This is a genomic window from Sulfitobacter sp. W027 (assembly GCF_025143985.1).
Classification (GTDB): Bacteria; Pseudomonadota; Alphaproteobacteria; order Rhodobacterales; family Rhodobacteraceae; genus Sulfitobacter.
In genome coordinates, this window is sequence record NZ_CP083566.1 from 34,791 (window position 1) to 52,830 (window position 18,040).

Sequence of the window (18,040 nt, forward strand, 5' to 3'; positions counted from 1 at the left end):
TTCTGTGCAAATCCGGCGTGACTTTTGACAGGACGCGTAGGTTGCTCGTATCCCAGTTGACCGGCCTCCAAAGCCGCGCATAGCTGATGCTGAACAACCGGGGTCACCACCATGGAACTTTCGCATCTCATCGCCTTTAACATCGCGCTCATCGCGTCGATCCTTAGCCCCGGCCCGGCCTTCCTGATCGCGCTGAAAACCACGCTGAGTTCAGGACGGCAGGCGGGCGTTGCCGTAGGGCTTGGCCTCGGCCTCGTTGCCTCCTTCTGGACCCTTGCCGCTCTCTTTGGGTTGGAGGCGGTATTCCTTGCTTTCCCATGGGCCTATGCCCTCGTTAAAGGGGTCGGCGCGGTCTATCTTCTCTATGTCGGCTATGGGATGTGGCGCGGCGCGCGTGAACCTGTGACCGCGACCGTGAAACCTGCCCGCCACGCATTTCGACAAGGCATGATGATCAACATCCTGAACCCCAAATCGGTGCTTTTCGCCGCGGCGGTGCTGGTGGTGATCTTTCCCGAAGGCATGCGCCTGACCGAGAACCTATTGATCGTCGCCAACCACCTAATCATCGAAGTGACCTTCTACACCACACTCGCTTTCGGCATGAGCCGCCCATCGGTTAGCCAAGGCTACCTGCGCGCGAAGGTATATTTAGACCGCGTTGCGTCGGTTGTGCTGGGGCTCTTGGGACTGCGGCTGCTGTTTTCGCGCTAAAGCTCGGCCTCCCACCGTTTCGACAGACGCATTGCGCCGTTGATGATACCGACCATCGAATAGGTTTGCGGGAAGTTGCCCCAGCCCTCGCCGGTGGCGAATGCCGTGTCTTCCGACATGAGGCCAAGGTGATTGCGCGCTTCCAGCAATTCTTCGAAGAGCTTGCGGGCCTCTTCCTCGCGGCCAATCCGGGCCAACGCGTCGATCCGCCAAAAGGCACAGACATTAAAGCCCACCTCCGGGACACCGAAATCATCCGCCTCCTCATAGCGCAGCATGAAGGGGCCACGGCCCAGCACTTCGGACAACCGCTCAACCGTCGCGATGAACCGCGGGTCTTTTGGTGGCAGGAAGCCAACCTCTCCCATGAGCAGAACACTCGCATCCAAGGTGCTGCCGCCAAAGCTCTCAACAAAGGCACCGCGGTCCTCTGACCAAGCGTTGTCTAGGATTTTGTCGCGGATCACCGCGGCGCGGTCGGCCCAGTAGGTGGCGCGGTCTTCCAATTCCAAATGGCGCGCGATCTTGCCCAGCCGGTCGCAGGCGGCCCAGCACATCAGTGACGAGGACGTGTGTATCCGCGCGCGACTGCGCAGCTCCCAAATCCCTGCGTCGGGCTGATCGTGTAACTCCCAAGCCTGCTCGCCCAAAGGCTCTAGCTGTTCAAAGGCCGTACGCCCGGTGTTCATCGGCAGGCGGTGGTCAAAGAACGCCGGGGCCGCCCCGAGGATGATATTGCCATAGGTGTCATGCTGAAAATGCTCATGCGCCTGATTGCCGATCCGCACCGGCCCCATGCCACGAAAGCCTTGCAGGCTGGGTGAAATGCACTCAGTCAACGCCGTCTCAAGCCCCAATCCCAGCACTGGCTGGATATGTCCGCCTTCGGCATCGGCCACGGCATTCATCAGCCATTGGAAATAATGCTCCAGCGTGCGGGTCGCGGCGAGACTGTTGAGCGCGCGGACGGTGAAAAACGCATCGCGCACCCAACAATAGCGGTAGTCCCAGTTGCGCCCGGAATCCGGCGCTTCGGGCAGGGAGGTGGTGATTGCGGCAATGACACCGCCCGTGGCTTCATAGCTGCAGAGTTTCAGCGTGATTGCGGCGCGGATGACGGCCTCTTGCCATTCGAAAGGGATCGCCAAACGCTGGGTCCATCGCTGCCAATAGCGGGTGGTTTTGGTACGAAAGGTGGTGCCAATCTGCTCAGGACTGTCCGACAGCGTCTCGTCGGGGCCAAGGATGAATGTCATCTCGCCTTCAAGATTAATCAACCGCGCGTCCAGCACATGGTCAATCGGTGCATCGGTGGTCAGGCGCATGTTCTGCTCAGGCCCTACAAAACGCACATGGTTGGAGCCACGGGTGAGGGTTGGGGAAACTTCACCCCACTGAAACCGAGGGCGCAAGCGCGTCCTCACGCGAGGCGAACCCTCAATGCGCCGCACCTGCCGGACCAGCATCTGCGGGCGGAAGCTGCGGCCATAGGCGGTGAAACGGGGGCAGAAATCGACGATTTCAACCGCGCCCTTGGGGCTGCGCAGCACTGTGCGCAGGATCGCGGTATTGGGTAGATAGCTCTGTTCGCTTTCCGTCATGCCCTCAAGCTCAACGGCAAACTCGCCGTCACCCTCTTCGCCTGCACCGTGGCCCATGAGGCTGTGAAAGACCGGATCGCCGTCAAAGCGCGGCAGACAAAACCAGTTAATCGCCCCTTCGCGACTGACCAGCGCCGCGACCGCGCAGTTCCCGATAACACCCAGATCCATAAGTCCCTCTTTTCTATTCCTGTTGCGTCCTCCGGGCAGGCCGGTCAGCGCAAAATCTCTTCCAGCCAATCGGCAAAACCGGCCACATCTGCGATGCGATGCTGCGCTTCCGTCGGCCCTTGGCCGATCTTGATGCCAAAGCCGCCCATGGCCTGCGCCGCGCGGAAGCCGTCTTCATCCGTCACGTCGTCGCCGACCATTACCGGCGATCGCTCCGCAAACGCGGGGGCGGCCATAAAACGTTCAACCGCGCCGCCCTTGTCGACACCCTTCAGCGCGACTTCGCTGACCATTTTGCCATGCAGACTACGCAGGCTGGGGTCTTCGCCGACCAGCGTATCGACAAAGGCGCGGCAGGCGTCGCCTTGATCGGGTGCCTTGCGGTAATGCAGTGCAATCGCACCCGGTTTTCGCTCGGAGGTGACACCATGCAGCACGGCAAATTCCTCGACCCGGTCGATCACGGCAGTGGGGACGCCTGCGCTCTGCATCGGTGCATCCTCTCTCGCAGCGCTCAGGCGAAACTCCAGCCCATGAGACCCCGACACCGGCAAATGTAGCGCGCCCAAAATGCGGTCTACATCCGCCAGCGCCCGGCCAGAGATCACCGCCACCGCCCCATCAGTCGCCTTGACCAACCGGGCCAACAGATCGCGTGTCTGCTCGGGCAGGCGGGCGTCTTCGGGGTTGTCGACGATGGGGGCCAGCGTGCCGTCAAGATCAACGAAAAACGCATGGCGCCGGGCCGGGATCACGGGCGGTAAGCTGCTGTGCGGCAAGGTGGTGCTATCCATAGGCTCTGGTCTATCCATCTCATTGCACGGGCGTTCCTCAAGAAACCTATGCGCAGTTGCAGCGAAATCAACGCATTTATGCTGCGACTGCGCAGAGATGCGCGACACAGGCCGCGGGAACCCAGTCCACGGAGCGGCGTTTAACCGCACAAGAGGCCCTCAGGCTGAGCGCCTTCGCGCCACCCCGTAAATGTCGAACCCGGAACCCCAGATGAACGCACCCTCAACGCTAAGGTACTACCCCGACAGCAAGCCCGGCATCGCCCGGCGCCGCTGCGGGCGGGGGTTTTCCTATCATGCGCCCGATGGCCGCTGCATCAAGGACAAAGTCGAACGCGAGAGGTTGGTGAAACTGGCGGTGCCCCCGGCTTATGAGCAGGTCTGGATCAGCCCTCATGTTAACGGCCATCTACAGGCAACCGGGTTCGACGCGCGCGGGCGCAAGCAATACCGCTATCACCCGCTCTGGTCCGAAGCACAGGCGCAGGAGAAATACGCGGGTCTGCCGGAATTTGCCGAAACCCTGCCACGTATCCGCCGCCGCGTGCGCCGCGACCTCAAGGAAGAACTGGGCGAGCGTACCTTCGCGCTCGCTGCCGCCGTGGCAATGATCGACCGCCTGTCGCTGCGCGTGGGCAACCAAATATACGCCAAGACCAACCGTACCTACGGCACGCTGACCCTGAAGCGGCGGCATCTGGTGCTGCGGGATGGTAAGTTGCAGGCGTCTTTCATGGCGAAGGGCGGCAAACGCTTGCGCCGTCAGATCGCCAACCGCACCCTCATGCGCGCGCTTGAGAAAATCCGTGATCTGCCGGGCGCCGATCTGCTAACCTGGCTTGATGATGAGGGGGAGCCGCGTACCCTGACATCCTCGGCCCTGAATGAGTATATCGCCGAGGCCGCGGGTGCCGAAGGCTTTTCCGCCAAGACCTTTCGGACATGGGCAGGCTCTGTTGCTGCCTTCGAGGTGGCGCTGTCGGAGGAAAAACCGACCATCAAAGCCATGGCCGAAGCCGCCGCCGAGCGGCTGCACAATACCCCCACCATCGCCCGCAACAGCTATATTCACCCGGAGGTCATCGACCTCTGCCAGCATCCTCAGGACCTGCCGGACCCCCCGGAGATTGACGATATGACCCAAGCCGAACGCGGACTTTTGGCATTTTTGCGCGCAAAGGCTTGAGCCCTATTTTAGGCGCTGCGCGAACTTTAGCCGCGCTCATGCATTGTTAACATGAATAGCGTTTTCGCCCGGCTTTAGAAGGAACCGATTTTCATGAGTGATACAGACGGGCCAACCCTAAGCGGTGTCCTTGATCAGATGGAGCACCTTTCCGGCGGCGCTGACCGGCAAATTACGGTCGAAGAAATCATCAACTGTCTTGGCAAACATTCCTTTGCGTCCACCATTCTTGCGTTCAGCCTGATCTCCACATCGCCCGCCAGTGGCATCCCTGGAGTAACGGCTTTCGTTGGTCTGGTCGTCATGTTCTTGGTCGTTCAGATGATCTTTGGCCGCGACAGTCTGTGGCTACCGGGGTTCATCATGCGCCGCGATATTGCCGCCAAAAAGCTGCGCGAAGGGGTCCGGTGGCTGCGCCGCCCGGTGGCCTTCGTGGATCGATTCTTGCATGAGCGGACGACCTTTCTGCTGCATCGTCCGTGGATTTACCTGCCGCTGATCATGGTGCTATTGCTGACGATGTTCATGCCCTTCATGGAGGTCGTGCCGACCTCCGGTTCCATCGCCTCGGCCATGATCGCCATCTTCGCGGCGGGCTATCTGATGCGCGATGGGAAGGTGGTAATCCTGTCGATGGTGCTTATGTCATTGCTGCCGGTGGGGGTTGCTTGGTTCATTCTTGAGCGCTGAAAGAATAATTACGCCGGATCGCCATGCTGCATTTGCAAAAGGTTTGACCCGAGGCGCTCAAGCTGGGAACCTTTACCAAACTAGACCATTAAACCGTTAGTGGTGGTCGGCGTTCCGTCTATGCAGGCTCGGCGGCCGAAAATGATTGTTCCCGGGGCATAACAATGGCTGGCAGATTAATTGTAATCTCAAATCGTATCCCATCAGAGGCCGCCCCCTCTGGCGGATTGGTTTTTGCGTTGCATGAAACCCTGCGTAAGATCGGTGGCATTTGGATCGGATCACACCCCGAAACCACCGAAACCCCCGCCGAAGGGTTGAGCGCATACGGGGATCAGGGCACCTACACGCGGCTCAGCTTTAGCCTAAGCCCCGACGATTATCAGAATTTCTACCTCGGCTTTTCCAACTCCGTCCTTTGGCCGGTCTGCCACCGTCGCGGCGATCTGGTGAAGCTCGACCGAGGGTTTGAGCGTGGTTACAAAGCTGTCAACGCGCGTCTCGCTCGGCAGGTGATGAAGGTTGCCGAACCTGAGGATATGATCTGGGTGCACGACTACCACTTCTTCCCCCTCGCGGCAGAGCTGCGCAAGCTCGGCTTTACCGGCAAAATCGGGTTTTTCCTGCATATCCCTTTCCCGGCCTTGGGCGATATGGGGGCCCTGCCGAAGGAGGCCAATCTGGCGCGTTGGCTGGCCGATTATGACCTTGTTGGGCTGCAGACCCGCGCTGATGTGGCCCGCTGTCTTGAGATGTTCCGCGCCGAGACGGATTCCGAGTTCCTGATGAACGGCACGATCAAATGCGGCGCGCGGGCAGTTGCGGTGCGGTCCTTCCCCATCGGCATCGATGTCGAAACCTTCGTGCAAGCCGCGCAGGGTGCCAGTGAGCAGGACCGCTTGGCTGATGACATGGCAGGCGACATCGTGATTGGCGTTGACCGGTTGGATTACTCCAAAGGGCTGCCCAACCGTTTCCGCGCCTTTGGCCGCTACCTTGAAACCCGAGATGAGCGAGAGCGCCGCGTGAGCATGGTGCAGATCGCCCCGCCAAGCCGTGAGGAAGTCGCCGCCTACCGCGAACTGCGTTACGAGTTGGAGGAACTGGTTGGCCGCGTGAATGGCGAGCACGGCGAGATTGACTGGACCCCGCTGCGCTATATTCACCGAAACCTTGACCGCAATCTCCTCGCTCGGCTCTACCGTCGCGCGCGGGTAGGGATTGTGACCCCCTTTGCGGATGGGATGAATCTTGTGGCGAAGGAATATGTCGCTGCACAAGACCCCGAAGACCCCGGCGTGCTGATCCTGTCTCATATGGCGGGCGCCGCCGAAGATCTGACCGATGCTATTTTGGTCAATCCCTACGACATTGAGGACATGAGTGAAGCGCTGAAAACCGCGCTTGCCCTGCCGCTGGAAGAACGCAAGCGCCGCCATGCCAACCTCATGGCGCAGGTCCGCGCAACCGATGTGAACCGTTGGAGCCAGACCTATGTCCAAGCACTCAAGAACTGCGCGCCGACATTGGTGCTTAACCCCCCGGCCCGGGAATGGTCAGAGGCTTAACCCCGCGCTATCCTTCGGGGGCAAAGACCACCTCAGTCTCCCATTGGCTGCATTTTTCTGAGAGGCCAGCAGGCAGGGGCAGATCGGTAAAGAACATATCCACCTCCCGCGCCGAGGCGATGCGCGCAGGGGCGGAACGTTTGAATTTGGAGTGATCGGTCACCAGATAGGTCTTGCGCGACTGCGCGATGATACATTGGCTGACACCCACCTCTTCGATGTCAAAGTCCAAAAGATCGCCATCCGCATCCATTGCCGAACAGCCAATCACCGCGATGTCGAATTTGAACTGACGGATCGTCTCGATCGTCAGATTGCCGACCAACCCGCCATCCATTCGGCGCAGCGCACCGCCGGTCAACACGATGCGGCATTCAGGATTGTCGACCAGAATATTGGCCACATTCATATTGTTCGTCACGACCATCAGGTCGCGGTGATGCAGCAGCGCACGGGCCACGGCCTCGGTGCTGGTGCCGATGTTGAGAAAGACCGAGCAGCCATCAGGGATATGTTCGGCACAGGCGCGGGCGATGCGGTTCTTGGCGTCTTCGTGCAGGTTGCGCCGCTCGGCATAGCCAATATTGCTGGCGCCCGAGGGCAGTACCGCGCCGCCATGTACTCGCTCCAGCTTGCCGCTATCGGCTAGTTCCGTCAGGTCACGGCGGATGGTCTGATGGGTCACGCCGAAATGCTCGGCCAGCCCATCGACGGTGACTTTGCCTTCGCGCCGGGCGATTTCGAGAATGTCGGGATGACGGAATGTCTGTGAAATAGGGGTCGCTCCTGCCTGCTGTTGGCGCATTATCTCCAGTGTTTCGGCTAACGCAAGCAATCGCGTGCTTGGTTGCGCTTAACATGTTCGCTATGCCGCAAAAACGAACATAAACGAAAATAAAACTTGTGCAGATAAGAGTCGTTTCGTATCACTGCCCCTGAATTGGACAGTCTGAGCTGGGGAGGGCCGGATCGTGAACCAACAGCCCGATAGCCATAAGGCGACGGCCCCGGTCGATCTTTTTGTCATCGGTGGCGGTATTAACGGTGCTGGTATCGCGCGCGACGCCGCCGGGCGGGGTCTAAGCGTGACCTTGGCCGAGATGAACGATCTTGCCTCCGCTACCTCTTCGGCTTCGACCAAACTGTTCCACGGCGGGTTGCGCTATCTTGAGTATTTCGAGATCGGCCTCGTGCGTCACGCGCTGACCGAGCGCGAAGTGCTGCTGAAAGCCATGCCGCATATCTCTTGGCCGATGCGCTTTGTTCTGCCCTATCACCGCGACATGCGGTTTGAAGGGGACACGCCGACTTCCAAACTGTTGCGGCTTTTCATGCCGTGGATGCGCGGCCGTCGTCCAGCTTGGCTGATCCGATTGGGCCTTTTTCTCTATGACAACCTCGGCGGGCGCGAAATCCTGCCCGCTACGCGCAGCCTGTCGCTGCGTGGCACGCCCGAAGGGGCGCCGCTTGAGGATCGCTTCGAGAAAGCGTTTGAGTATTCCGACTGCTGGATTGAGGACTCGCGCCTTGTGGTGCTGAACGCGCGCGATGCCCAGATGCGCGGTGCGAGGATCATGACGCGGACCAAGGTTCTGTCGGCAGACCGCACGCCAGAGGGATGGGCGGTCACCGTCGCATATGGCGCGGATGGCCAGCGCGAAGTGATCCGCGCGAAGATGCTGGTCAACGCGGGCGGCCCATGGGTGGGTGACATTATCCACAACACCGCGCGGCTGAACTCCTCCGAGGGGGTCCGGCTGGTGCGCGGCAGCCATATCGTGACCAAGCGGCTCTACGATCACGACAAATGCTATTTCTTCCAAGGTACCGATGGGCGGATCATCTTCACGATCCCTTATGAGCAGGATTTCACTCTGATCGGCACCACCGACGCGGATCACCCTGATCCATCCGTTACCCCGGAATGCACCCCCGAAGAGCAGGATTACCTGATCAACTTCGTGAACGGCTATCTCAAGCAGGACATCACCCGAAAAGACGTCGTCTGGACCTACTCCGGCGTGCGCCCGCTCTATGATGACGGGGCCAGCAGCGCCACGGCGGCCACGCGGGATTATACGCTCAAGGTGGACGAAACCGGCGGTGCACCGATCCTCAATGTCTTTGGCGGCAAGATCACCACTTACCGCAAACTGGCCGAAGATGCGCTGGAGTTGATCGCCCCGCATTTCGGCGGGCTGTCGGGCCATTGGACCGCAGGCGTTGCCTTGCCGGGCGGTGATTTCCCGGTAGACGGGGTAGCGCAACTGATCGCGCGGCTGAATGCGGATTACGGCTTTCTAGATGAAAGCTGGGCAGCACGGCTGATCCGGGCCTATGGTACAGATGCATGGGCGCTGCTGGGTGAGTCCAAGACGCTCGCGGACATGGGGGAGCATTTCGGCGCGACCCTCACGGCGCGTGAGGTCGCTTGGCTGATGAACAAAGAGTATGCTCTCAGCGCAGAGGACGTCGTCTGGCGCCGCAGCAAGCTGGGCCTGCGAATGGATGAGGCGCAGATCGCGCGTCTTGATGAATGGATGCAGATGCGTGCGGCGAAACAGGCCGCCTCTGCAGCGGAATGAGGGGAGGACGAACGTGAGTTTGATCCTAAAAAACGTGTCGAAAACGGTGGGCGGTCAAACGCATATCCACCCGACCGACCTGACCTTGGAAAAGGGCACGATGAACGTGCTCTTGGGGCCAACGTCTGCGGGCAAGACCTCGCTGATGCGGCTGATGGCCGGGCTGGATGTGCCCAATACTGGCCAAGTGATCTGGAACGGCGAAGATGTCACCGGGATGCGGGTGCAAGACCGCAAAGTGGCGATGGTCTATCAGCAGTTCATCAACTACCCCTCGATGACCGTCTATGACAACATCGCCTCGCCGATGAAGCTGGTGGGCAAGTCGAAAGGTGAGATCGACCGCGCCGTGCGCGAAACCGCCGAGTTGATGCAGCTGACCCCGATGCTTGACCGCAAACCGCTGGAGCTTTCGGGCGGCCAGCAACAGCGCTGCGCTTTGGCGCGGGCATTGGTGAAAAACGCCGGGTTGGTGCTGTTGGATGAGCCGCTGGCGAACCTTGATTATAAACTGCGCGAAGAACTCCGCGCCGAGATCCCGCGAATTTTCGAACGCGCCGGGTCGATCTTTGTCTATGCCACGACCGAACCCGAAGAGGCGCTGCTTTTGGGCGGCAACACCGCAACGCTTTGGGAGGGCCGCGTCACGCAGTTCGGCCTGACGCCAAGCGTCTACCGTCGGCCTGAGAATGCCACGACGGCACGTGTCTTCTCTGATCCGCCGATGAATTTTCTGAGCATGACAAAGGCGGGCAGCACCTTGCGATTTGACGGCGGCGAGATGCCCGCGCCTGCCACGATGGCAAGTCTGAAGGATGGCGAATACACCGCTGGCTTCCGCCCCAACCACCTGACACTCGCAGCGCAGACCCCCGGCGCGATTGGTTTTGACGCGAAGCTGAACGTGACCGAGATCACCGGGTCGGAAACCTTCATCCACCTCGACTACCACGGCGCAAAATGGGTCGGGCTGGTGCATGGCATCCAGCACCTGAAACCGGGGCAGCCGCTGCCGGTCTACCTCGATCCGGCGCATATTTACCTGTTTGACGCGAACGGGGCCCTCGTCTCTGCCGCGCCCTATGCGGAGGCGGCATAATGGCCAAGATCACGCTTGATAACCTTGCGCATTCCTATTTGCCGAACCCCGGCCATGAGGATGATTTTGCCCTCAAGGAGTTGAACCACGACTGGATCGACGGCGAAGCCTATGCCCTCCTCGGCGCTTCGGGCTGTGGGAAATCCACCCTCCTTAACATCATCTCGGGCCTGTTGCAGCCGTCGCAGGGCCGCATCCTGTTCAACGATGTCGATGTAACCAACGCCCCCACGGCAGAGCGCAACATCGCGCAGGTCTTCCAGTTCCCGGTCGTCTACGACACGATGACCGTGCGCGATAACCTCGCCTTTCCGCTGCGCAACCGGGGCGCGGATGCCTCCTATATTGCAGAGCGCGTGCAGCAGATCGCGCAGATGATCGGCATGGAAGACGAGTTGAACCGCAAAGCGCGCGGCCTCACGGCGGATGCCAAGCAGAAGATTTCGCTGGGCCGCGGCATGGTGCGCGAGGACGTGAACGCGCTGCTCTTTGACGAGCCGCTGACAGTGATCGACCCACATATGAAGTGGGAGCTGCGCACGCAGCTGAAATCGCTGCACCATGAATTCGGCCACACGATGATCTATGTGACCCATGACCAGACCGAGGCGCTGACCTTCGCGGATAAAGTAGTGGTGATGTACGATGGCCGTGTGGTGCAGATCGGCACGCCGCAGGAATTGTTCGAACGGCCCGCGCATACCTTCGTGGGCTATTTCATCGGCTCGCCGGGGATGAACCTTTTCGATGCGCAGATTTCGGGCAATGCCGCGCAGGTCGCGGGCACAAACATCGACCTGACCAAAAGCTACGCCCCCAAGGGCGGCAAGACCCAATTGGGCGTCCGGCCCGAGTTCATCCGCCTCAATGGCGAAGGCTTGGGCCTGCCCGCCAAGGTAACCCGCGTCGAAGACGTGGGCCGTCATAAGATCATCCGCCTCGATGTAGCAGGTCAGCCGGTCAGCGCCATCGCCGAGGAAGGCGCGTCCGTGCCGAGCGAAAACACCGCGATCAGCTTCGATCCGGCGGGCATCAATGTCTATGCCGACGATTGGCGCGTCCGCGCAGAGGGAGAAGCCGCATGAACAAGACCGTCAACCAAAAGGCATGGTTCCTTGTCCTGCCCGTTCTGATCCTCGTGGCGTTTTCGGCCGTGATCCCGCTGATGACCGTCGTGAATTACTCGGTGCAAGACACCTTTGGCCGGAATGAGTTCTTCTGGGCCGGGCTTGAGTGGTTTTCCGACATGCTCGACAGCGACCGGATGTGGGACGCGCTTGGCCGTCAGTTGATCTTCTCGGGCGTCATTTTGGCGATTGAAATCCCCCTCGGCATCTTCGTTGCGCTGAACATGCCCAAAAACGGGTTCTGGGCCAGCTTCTGCCTCGTCCTCATGTCCCTGCCGCTGCTGATCCCGTGGAATGTGGTTGGCACGATCTGGCAAATCTTTGGCCGCGTCGACATTGGCCTTCTGGGCTATACGCTCGACAAGCTCGGCATCACCTATAACTACACCCAAGACATCACCGCTGCGTGGATCACTGTTGTGGTCATGGACGTCTGGCACTGGACCTCTCTGGTGGCGCTTCTGGCCTATGCCGGGCTCCAGTCCATCCCGGACGCTTACTACCAAGCCGCCAAGATCGACCAAGCCAGCCGTTGGGCCGTGTTCCGCTACATCGAGCTGCCCAAGATGGCGGGGGTGCTGATGATCGCGATCCTGCTGCGTTTCATGGATAGTTTCATGATCTATACCGAGCCGTTCGTCGTGACGGGCGGCGGGCCGGGCAATGCCACGACCTTCCTGTCCATCGACTTGGTGAAAATGGCCATTGGCCAGTTTGACCTCGGCCCCGCGGCGGCGTTCAGCCTGATGTATTTCCTCGTTATCTTGTTGATTTCATGGGTGTTCTATACCGTAATGGTCAACCTCGACAAAAGGGATGGTGTCTGATGACCGATAGCACCGTACAAGCCCCCGGCGCCGCGCCCATTCCGGGCGATGTGACCGCGACCACCACCGCCCGCCGCAGCCGTTTCCGGCCCACGGGGTCGGTCGTGGTGATGACGCTCTATCTGCTGTTCTTGATGCTGCCGATCTATTGGCTCATCAACATGAGCCTCAAGACCAACGCGGAAATCCTCGGCTCCTTCTCGCTCTACCCGCGTGATCTGACGCTGGCGAACTATGCCAAGATCCTGACCGATCCGAGCTGGTACATGGGCTATGTCAACAGCCTGATTTACGTGGTGATGAACACGGTGATCTCGCTCGCCGTGGCGCTGCCGGCGGCCTATGCTTTCTCGCGCTACAGCTTTATGGGCGACAAGCATCTGTTCTTCTGGCTGCTGACCAACCGCATGGCCCCTCCGGCGGTCTTCGCACTGCCGTTCTTCCAGCTTTATTCCTCGGTCGGGCTGTTCGACACGCATATCGCCGTGGCGCTGGCGCATTGCCTGTTCAACGTGCCGCTGGCGGTCTGGATCCTCGAAGGGTTCATGCGCGGCGTGCCGAAGGAGATTGACGAGACCGCCTATCTCGACGGCTATTCCTTCCCGCGCTTCTTCATCCGCATCTTCACCCCCCTGATCGCCTCCGGCATCGGCGTCGCGGCCTTCTTCTGCTTCATGTTCTCATGGGTCGAACTGCTGCTCTCGCGCACGCTGACCTCGGTTGATGCAAAGCCCATCGCCGCCACCATGACGCGCACGGTCTCGGCTTCCGGCCTCGACTGGGGCGTGCTGGCTGCCGCCGGGGTGCTCACAATCGTACCGGGCGCTTTGGTGATCTATTTCGTCCGTAACTACATCGCCAAGGGCTTTGCCCTCGGCCGCGTATAAAAGGGAGACCGCTCATGTCTTGGATGGCTTGGACCATGCCCACCGCGATCTTCTTCGGTGTCATCGCGCTGTTACTCGTGACCTTCACGATCCTCGCGATCAAATTCCCCGAGACGCCACGCACCGGCATTCTCAGGATCGAAACAACCCGTGGTGACCGTCTGTTCATCACGCTTCTCGGCTCGGCCTTTATCAATTTGATTTGGCTGGGTTTCGAGGCGGGTCCACAGCCCTATGCGCTGCTGGTCTGCCTTGCCTATGCCGCAGCCGTATTTCGCTGGGTCTAGGCGCTATCACGGCTGATCCCGGTTAATCGGGGCAGCCATACGACACGACCAAATGTCTAGGGAGGACATAATGAAACGATCTGTCATGAAATCGAGTACCGCACTTGCGGTCACGCTCGGTCTGCTCGCCGGGCCAGCATTCGCGGATATGGAAGCCGCGAAGAAATTCCTCGACGAGGAAATCGAACGCTCCGCGCTGAGCCGCGAAGAGCAGGAAGCGGAGATGCAATTCTTCATCGACGCCGCTGAGCCGTTCAAGGGAATGGACATCAAAGTCGTGTCCGAGACCATCACCACCCATGAATACGAGGCCAACGTGCTGGCCCCGGCCTTCACCGCGATCACCGGCATCAACATCACCCACGATCTGATCGGCGAAGGTGATGTGGTCGAAAAGCTGCAAACGCAGATGCAGTCGGGCGAGAACATCTATGACGCCTATATCAACGACTCTGACCTGATCGGCACCCATTGGCGCTACAAGCAGGCGCGCAGCCTGACCGACTGGATGGCGAATGAAGGCAAGGACGTGACCAACCCTGGTCTCGATCTGGAAGATTACATCGGCCTCGACTTCACCACCTCGCCCGATGGCGAGCTGTATCAGCTGCCCGACCAGCAGTTTGCGAACCTTTATTGGTTCCGTCAGGACTGGTTCACCGATCCTGAGTTGATGGCCGAGTTCAAAGAGAAGTACGGCTATGAACTGGGCGTACCGGTCAACTGGTCCGCTTACGAAGATATCGCCGAATTCTTCACCGGCCGCACCATCGACGGCGTCGAAGTCTACGGCAACATGGACTACGGCAAGAAAGACCCGTCGCTTGGCTGGCGCTATACCGATGCGTGGATGTCCATGGCTGGCATGGGCGATGTAGGTGAACCCAACGGCCTGCCGGTCGACGAATGGGGCATTCGGGTTAACGAAAACTCGCAGCCCGTCGGGTCCTGTGTGACCCGTGGTGGTGCCACTAACGATGCCGCCGCAGTCTATGCGATCACCAAATCCATCGAATGGCTTGAGAAATACACGCCCCCCGCAGCCGCTGGCATGACCTTTGGCGAAGCTGGCCCGGTTCCTGCACAGGGTGCGATTGCCCAGCAGATGTTCTGGTACACCGCCTTCACCGCGGACATGGTGAATGATGCCGCCAAAGCCGTGCTGAACGAAGACGGCACACCTAAGTGGCGCATGGCCCCCAGCCCGCACGGCGCCTATTGGAAAGAAGGCCAGAAGGTCGGCTATCAGGACGTGGGCAGCTGGACGCTGATGGAGAGCACCCCCGTCGACCGCGCCAAGGCTGCATGGCTCTACGCGCAGTTCGTGACCTCGAAAACCGTTGATGTTGAAAAGGCCCACGCCGGTCTGACCTTCATCCGCGAGTCGACCATCCAGCACGAAAGCTTCACCGAACGTGCGCCGAAACTCGGCGGTCTGGTGGAATTCTACCGCTCCCCTGCGCGCACCGCATGGTCGCCCACCGGGACGAACGTGCCGGATTACCCCAAGCTGGCGCAGCTGTGGTGGCAGAACATCGGCGACGCAATGTCCGGTGCGAAAACCCCGCAAGAAGCGCTCGACAGCCTCTGCGCCGAGCAGGAAAAAGTGCTGGAACGGCTTGAGCGCGCAGGCGTCCAAGGTGATCTGGGTCCGAAGATGAACGAAGAGCAGGAAGCCTCCTACTGGCTGGAGCAAGAGGGTTCGCCCGTTGCCAAGCTCGACAACGAAGACCCAGAGCCTGAGACCATCAGCTATGAAGAGTTGATCAAGTCCTGGCAGTAAGCCAACCTTTGGGGGGCCGGGGCGCAAAAGCGTCCCGGCCCCTTTTTCGTTTCATCCAACAACCGGGGGCCGCGCCATGACCCATATCCTCGCCATTGATCAGGGAACCACCTCTTCGCGGGCGATCATTTTTGACGGCAACATGTCGGTGACGGCCACGGCCCAAGAAGAATTCCCGCAGCATTTCCCCCGCTCCGGCTGGGTTGAGCATGATCCCGGCGATCTATGGTCCACCACCGCGGGCACCTGCCGCGCGGTGATCGAAAAGGCTGGCCTGCGCCCCGATGACATCACCGCCATCGGCATCACCAACCAACGCGAGACGACGCTGGTCTGGGACGCCAAGACCGGCCAGCCGGTGCATAACGCCATCGTCTGGCAAGACCGCCGCACTGCTGACTTTTGCCGCGAATTGCGCGAGAGCGGTGACGACAAGATCATCACAGAGCGCACCGGGCTGCTGGCTGATCCTTATTTCTCTGGCACTAAGCTGAAGTGGATCCTCGACAACGTCGAAGGTGCCCGTGACCGGGCGCGGGCGGGCGATCTACTTTTCGGCACGGTCGACAGCTTCCTGATCTGGAAGCTCACCGGCGGCGCGCGCCATGTGACCGACGCCACCAACGCCGCGCGCACCATGCTCTATGACATTCACAAAGGCCGCTGGAGCACGACGATCTGCAAAATGTTCGACATTCCGGTCGAGATGCTCCCCGAGGTACAAGACTGCGCCGCCGATTTCGGCACCACGCGCCCCGATCTCTTTGGCCGCGAGATTCCCATCCTTGGCGTGGCGGGCGACCAGCAGGCCGCGACCATTGGCCAAGCCTGTTTCCAGCCCGGCATGATGAAATCGACCTACGGCACTGGTTGTTTTGCGCTGCTGAACACAGGCGACACGGCGGTAACCTCGACCAACCGCTTGCTCACGACCATCGCCTATCAACTGGACGGCAAGCCGACCTATGCGCTGGAAGGGTCGATCTTCGTTGCCGGAGCCGTGGTGCAATGGCTGCGCGACGGGCTGAAAATGATCCGCGAAGCAAGCGAGACCCAAGGGCTGGCCGAACAGGCCGATCCGCACCAAAACGTGGTGTTGGTGCCTGCTTTCGTCGGGCTCGGCGCGCCTTACTGGAATGCGGAATGTCGCGGTGCGATCTATGGGCTGACGCGTAATTCCGGCCCTGCCGAATTGGCCCGTGCGGCGCTGGAAAGCGTGGGCTATCAGACCCGCGATCTGCTGGAGGCGATGCAGGCCGATTGGGCCGCGCAGGGCCAATCCGGTGAAATCGCCACTCTGCGCGTGGATGGCGGGATGAGCGCCAGTGATTGGGCGATGCAGTTTCTGTCCGACGTAATCGGTGCTTCGGTCGACCGGCCTGACGTGCTGGAAACCACGGCGCTTGGCGCGGCATGGTTGGCAGGGCAACGGGCGGGGATCTACCCTGACATGGAAGGCTTCGCCTGCGAATGGGCGCTGGATCGGCGGTTTGAGACGCAGATGGATGCGGCGACGCGTGACGAGAAATACGGCGCATGGAAGAGCGCCGTAAACGCCACGTTGCAGTTCTGATGGAAGTGATCGCGCCTTTTAGTTTCGCCACTGCCGGACGCATCCGCTTTGGCCGTGGTGTTGCAGGGGACGCCGCTGATGCCGCGCGCGCCTATGGCCGCCGGGTGCTGATTTTGCGTGGCGGGTCGGTCGCTTGGGTGGATGAGTTGTGCCGCGAGCTAACGGCAGCAGGATGTGACGTGACCGAAGTCCGCAGCAGCGGCGAACCTTCTGTTGACGATGTCCGCTCTGCCGTTGCCGCGGGGCGTGGGGCGCAGGTGGTGCTGGGCGTCGGTGGCGGTGCGGTGATTGACTTGGCCAAGGCCGCAGCGGCGCTGATCCCTTCTGATTGCGACGTGATGGAACACCTCGAAGTCGTAGGCGCAGGCAAGCCGTTGCAAGCCGATCCGCTGCCGATGATCGCGGTCCCTACCACCGCAGGCACAGGCGCCGAGGTCACCAAAAACGCCGTCATCGCCGTGCCAAAGGCAGCGCGAAAGGTGAGCCTGCGCGATGACCGGATGCTGCCGCGTCTAGCCTTGGTCGATCCCGCGCTGACAGATGGTGCACCGCGCGGGGTGACCTTGGGGTCGGGCCTCGACGCGCTGGTGCAGGTGATTGAGCCTTACCTTTCTAACAAAGCCAGCCCGCTGAGCGACGCGCTTTGCCGTGCCGCGATCCCTCAAGGTATCGCCGCGCTCAAACGTCTTGCGCATGGCGAAGACAAAGCCGCGCGGGATGCAATGGCCTATGTCAGTCTTTCGGGCGGTCTGGCGCTGGCAAATGCGGGCCTTGGCGCGGTGCATGGGCTGGCCGGTGTGATCGGCGGGCGTTTTGGCGCCCCACATGGGTTGATCTGTGGGCGTCTGTTAGGCCCGGTACTGGCGGCCAATAGCAACGCGCTCGGCGCATCCGTGCGGTTTTCTGAAGTGCAAAGGTGGCTGGTAGAGGGCTTTGATCTACCGAAGACCGGGACATTTGACGCCCTCGCGGCACTGCCCGACGACTGGGGGCTGGATCGTTTGGGCCGCTGGATTCCTGAGGGGACCGACCTTGGCGAGACTGCGCATGAGGCAGCAGCGTCTTCTTCGATGCGCGCGAACCCCTGTGTCCTCAGCCAAGACGCGCTCGAAACCTGCATCCGGGCAGCACTTTAGGACGGGCAGGGC

The 18,040-nt window shown here is 60.6% G+C and carries 16 protein-coding genes; 13 read left to right on the forward strand and 3 right to left on the reverse strand.

What is annotated here, in order from left to right; genetic code table 11:
- The first annotated feature begins 111 nt into the window (after positions 1–111).
- Positions 112–714 (forward strand): LysE family translocator, encoded by a 603-nt coding sequence (locus K3759_RS17705; protein ID WP_259986130.1) that lies wholly within the window; start codon positions 112–114, stop codon positions 712–714.
- On the opposite strand, the gene K3759_RS17710 is transcribed toward K3759_RS17705, so the two are convergent.
- Complete coding sequence (locus K3759_RS17710) at positions 711–2,486, reverse strand: glycoside hydrolase family 15 protein (protein WP_259986131.1); 1,776 nt, start codon at positions 2,484–2,486, stop codon at positions 711–713. The genes K3759_RS17705 and K3759_RS17710 overlap by 4 nt on opposite strands.
- Before the next feature lie 44 nt (positions 2,487–2,530).
- The gene (otsB, locus tag K3759_RS17715) at positions 2,531–3,280 is read right to left on the reverse strand and encodes a trehalose-phosphatase (protein WP_259986133.1); all 750 of its coding nucleotides are present in this window, start codon (positions 3,278–3,280) and stop codon (positions 2,531–2,533) included.
- A gap of 211 nt (positions 3,281–3,491) precedes the next feature.
- Between otsB and K3759_RS17720 the strand changes: the two genes are divergently transcribed.
- The 3 genes from K3759_RS17720 (at position 3,492) to K3759_RS17730 (ending at position 6,724) form a co-directional block, all read left to right on the forward strand.
- Entirely contained in the window at positions 3,492–4,466 is a 975-nt protein-coding gene (locus K3759_RS17720; protein WP_259986135.1) for a DNA topoisomerase IB, read from the forward strand.
- Positions 4,467–4,559: 93 nt separating this feature from the next.
- Entirely contained in the window at positions 4,560–5,156 is a 597-nt protein-coding gene (locus K3759_RS17725; protein ID WP_259986136.1) for an exopolysaccharide biosynthesis protein, read from the forward strand.
- 164 nt (positions 5,157–5,320) lie between these two features.
- Complete coding sequence (locus tag K3759_RS17730) at positions 5,321–6,724, forward strand: trehalose-6-phosphate synthase (protein ID WP_259986138.1); 1,404 nt, start codon at positions 5,321–5,323, stop codon at positions 6,722–6,724.
- A gap of 7 nt (positions 6,725–6,731) precedes the next feature.
- Here K3759_RS17730 and K3759_RS17735 read toward each other — a convergent pair whose 3' ends face one another.
- Complete coding sequence (locus K3759_RS17735; RefSeq protein ID WP_259986219.1) at positions 6,732–7,499, reverse strand: DeoR/GlpR family DNA-binding transcription regulator; 768 nt, start codon at positions 7,497–7,499, stop codon at positions 6,732–6,734.
- Positions 7,500–7,695: 196 nt separating this feature from the next.
- On the opposite strand from K3759_RS17735, the gene glpD reads away from it, so the two are divergent.
- The 9 genes from glpD (at position 7,696) to K3759_RS17780 (ending at position 18,028) form a co-directional block, all read left to right on the forward strand.
- Positions 7,696–9,309, forward strand: coding sequence for a glycerol-3-phosphate dehydrogenase (gene glpD, locus K3759_RS17740; RefSeq protein WP_259986139.1), 1,614 nt, complete (start codon positions 7,696–7,698; stop codon positions 9,307–9,309).
- A gap of 13 nt (positions 9,310–9,322) precedes the next feature.
- Positions 9,323–10,408, forward strand: coding sequence for an ABC transporter ATP-binding protein (locus K3759_RS17745; protein ID WP_259986140.1), 1,086 nt, complete (start codon positions 9,323–9,325; stop codon positions 10,406–10,408).
- Positions 10,408–11,493, forward strand: coding sequence for an ABC transporter ATP-binding protein (locus K3759_RS17750; protein ID WP_259986141.1), 1,086 nt, complete (start codon positions 10,408–10,410; stop codon positions 11,491–11,493). The genes K3759_RS17745 and K3759_RS17750 overlap by 1 nt, the downstream gene beginning before the upstream one ends.
- A complete protein-coding gene (locus K3759_RS17755; RefSeq protein ID WP_067628794.1) occupies positions 11,490–12,362 on the forward strand; it encodes a carbohydrate ABC transporter permease in 873 nt (290 codons plus the stop codon). The genes K3759_RS17750 and K3759_RS17755 overlap by 4 nt, the downstream gene beginning before the upstream one ends.
- Complete coding sequence (locus K3759_RS17760; protein WP_259986143.1) at positions 12,362–13,249, forward strand: carbohydrate ABC transporter permease; 888 nt, start codon at positions 12,362–12,364, stop codon at positions 13,247–13,249. The genes K3759_RS17755 and K3759_RS17760 overlap by 1 nt, the downstream gene beginning before the upstream one ends.
- A 14-nt stretch (positions 13,250–13,263) precedes the next feature.
- Positions 13,264–13,536, forward strand: a complete 273-nt coding sequence (locus K3759_RS17765; protein ID WP_007121386.1) for a DUF2160 domain-containing protein — start codon at positions 13,264–13,266, stop codon at positions 13,534–13,536.
- An 85-nt stretch (positions 13,537–13,621) separates the two neighbouring features.
- Positions 13,622–15,319 (forward strand): ABC transporter substrate-binding protein, encoded by a 1,698-nt coding sequence (locus K3759_RS17770; RefSeq protein WP_259986220.1) that lies wholly within the window; start codon positions 13,622–13,624, stop codon positions 15,317–15,319.
- A 76-nt stretch (positions 15,320–15,395) separates the two neighbouring features.
- Positions 15,396–16,892: a glycerol kinase GlpK gene (gene glpK, locus K3759_RS17775; protein WP_259986148.1), complete on the forward strand. Its 1,497-nt coding sequence runs from the start codon at positions 15,396–15,398 to the stop codon at positions 16,890–16,892.
- The gene (locus tag K3759_RS17780) at positions 16,856–18,028 is read left to right on the forward strand and encodes an iron-containing alcohol dehydrogenase (protein WP_259986150.1); all 1,173 of its coding nucleotides are present in this window, start codon (positions 16,856–16,858) and stop codon (positions 18,026–18,028) included. Before glpK ends, K3759_RS17780 begins: the two co-directional genes overlap by 37 nt.
- Positions 18,029–18,040 lie beyond the last annotated feature (12 nt).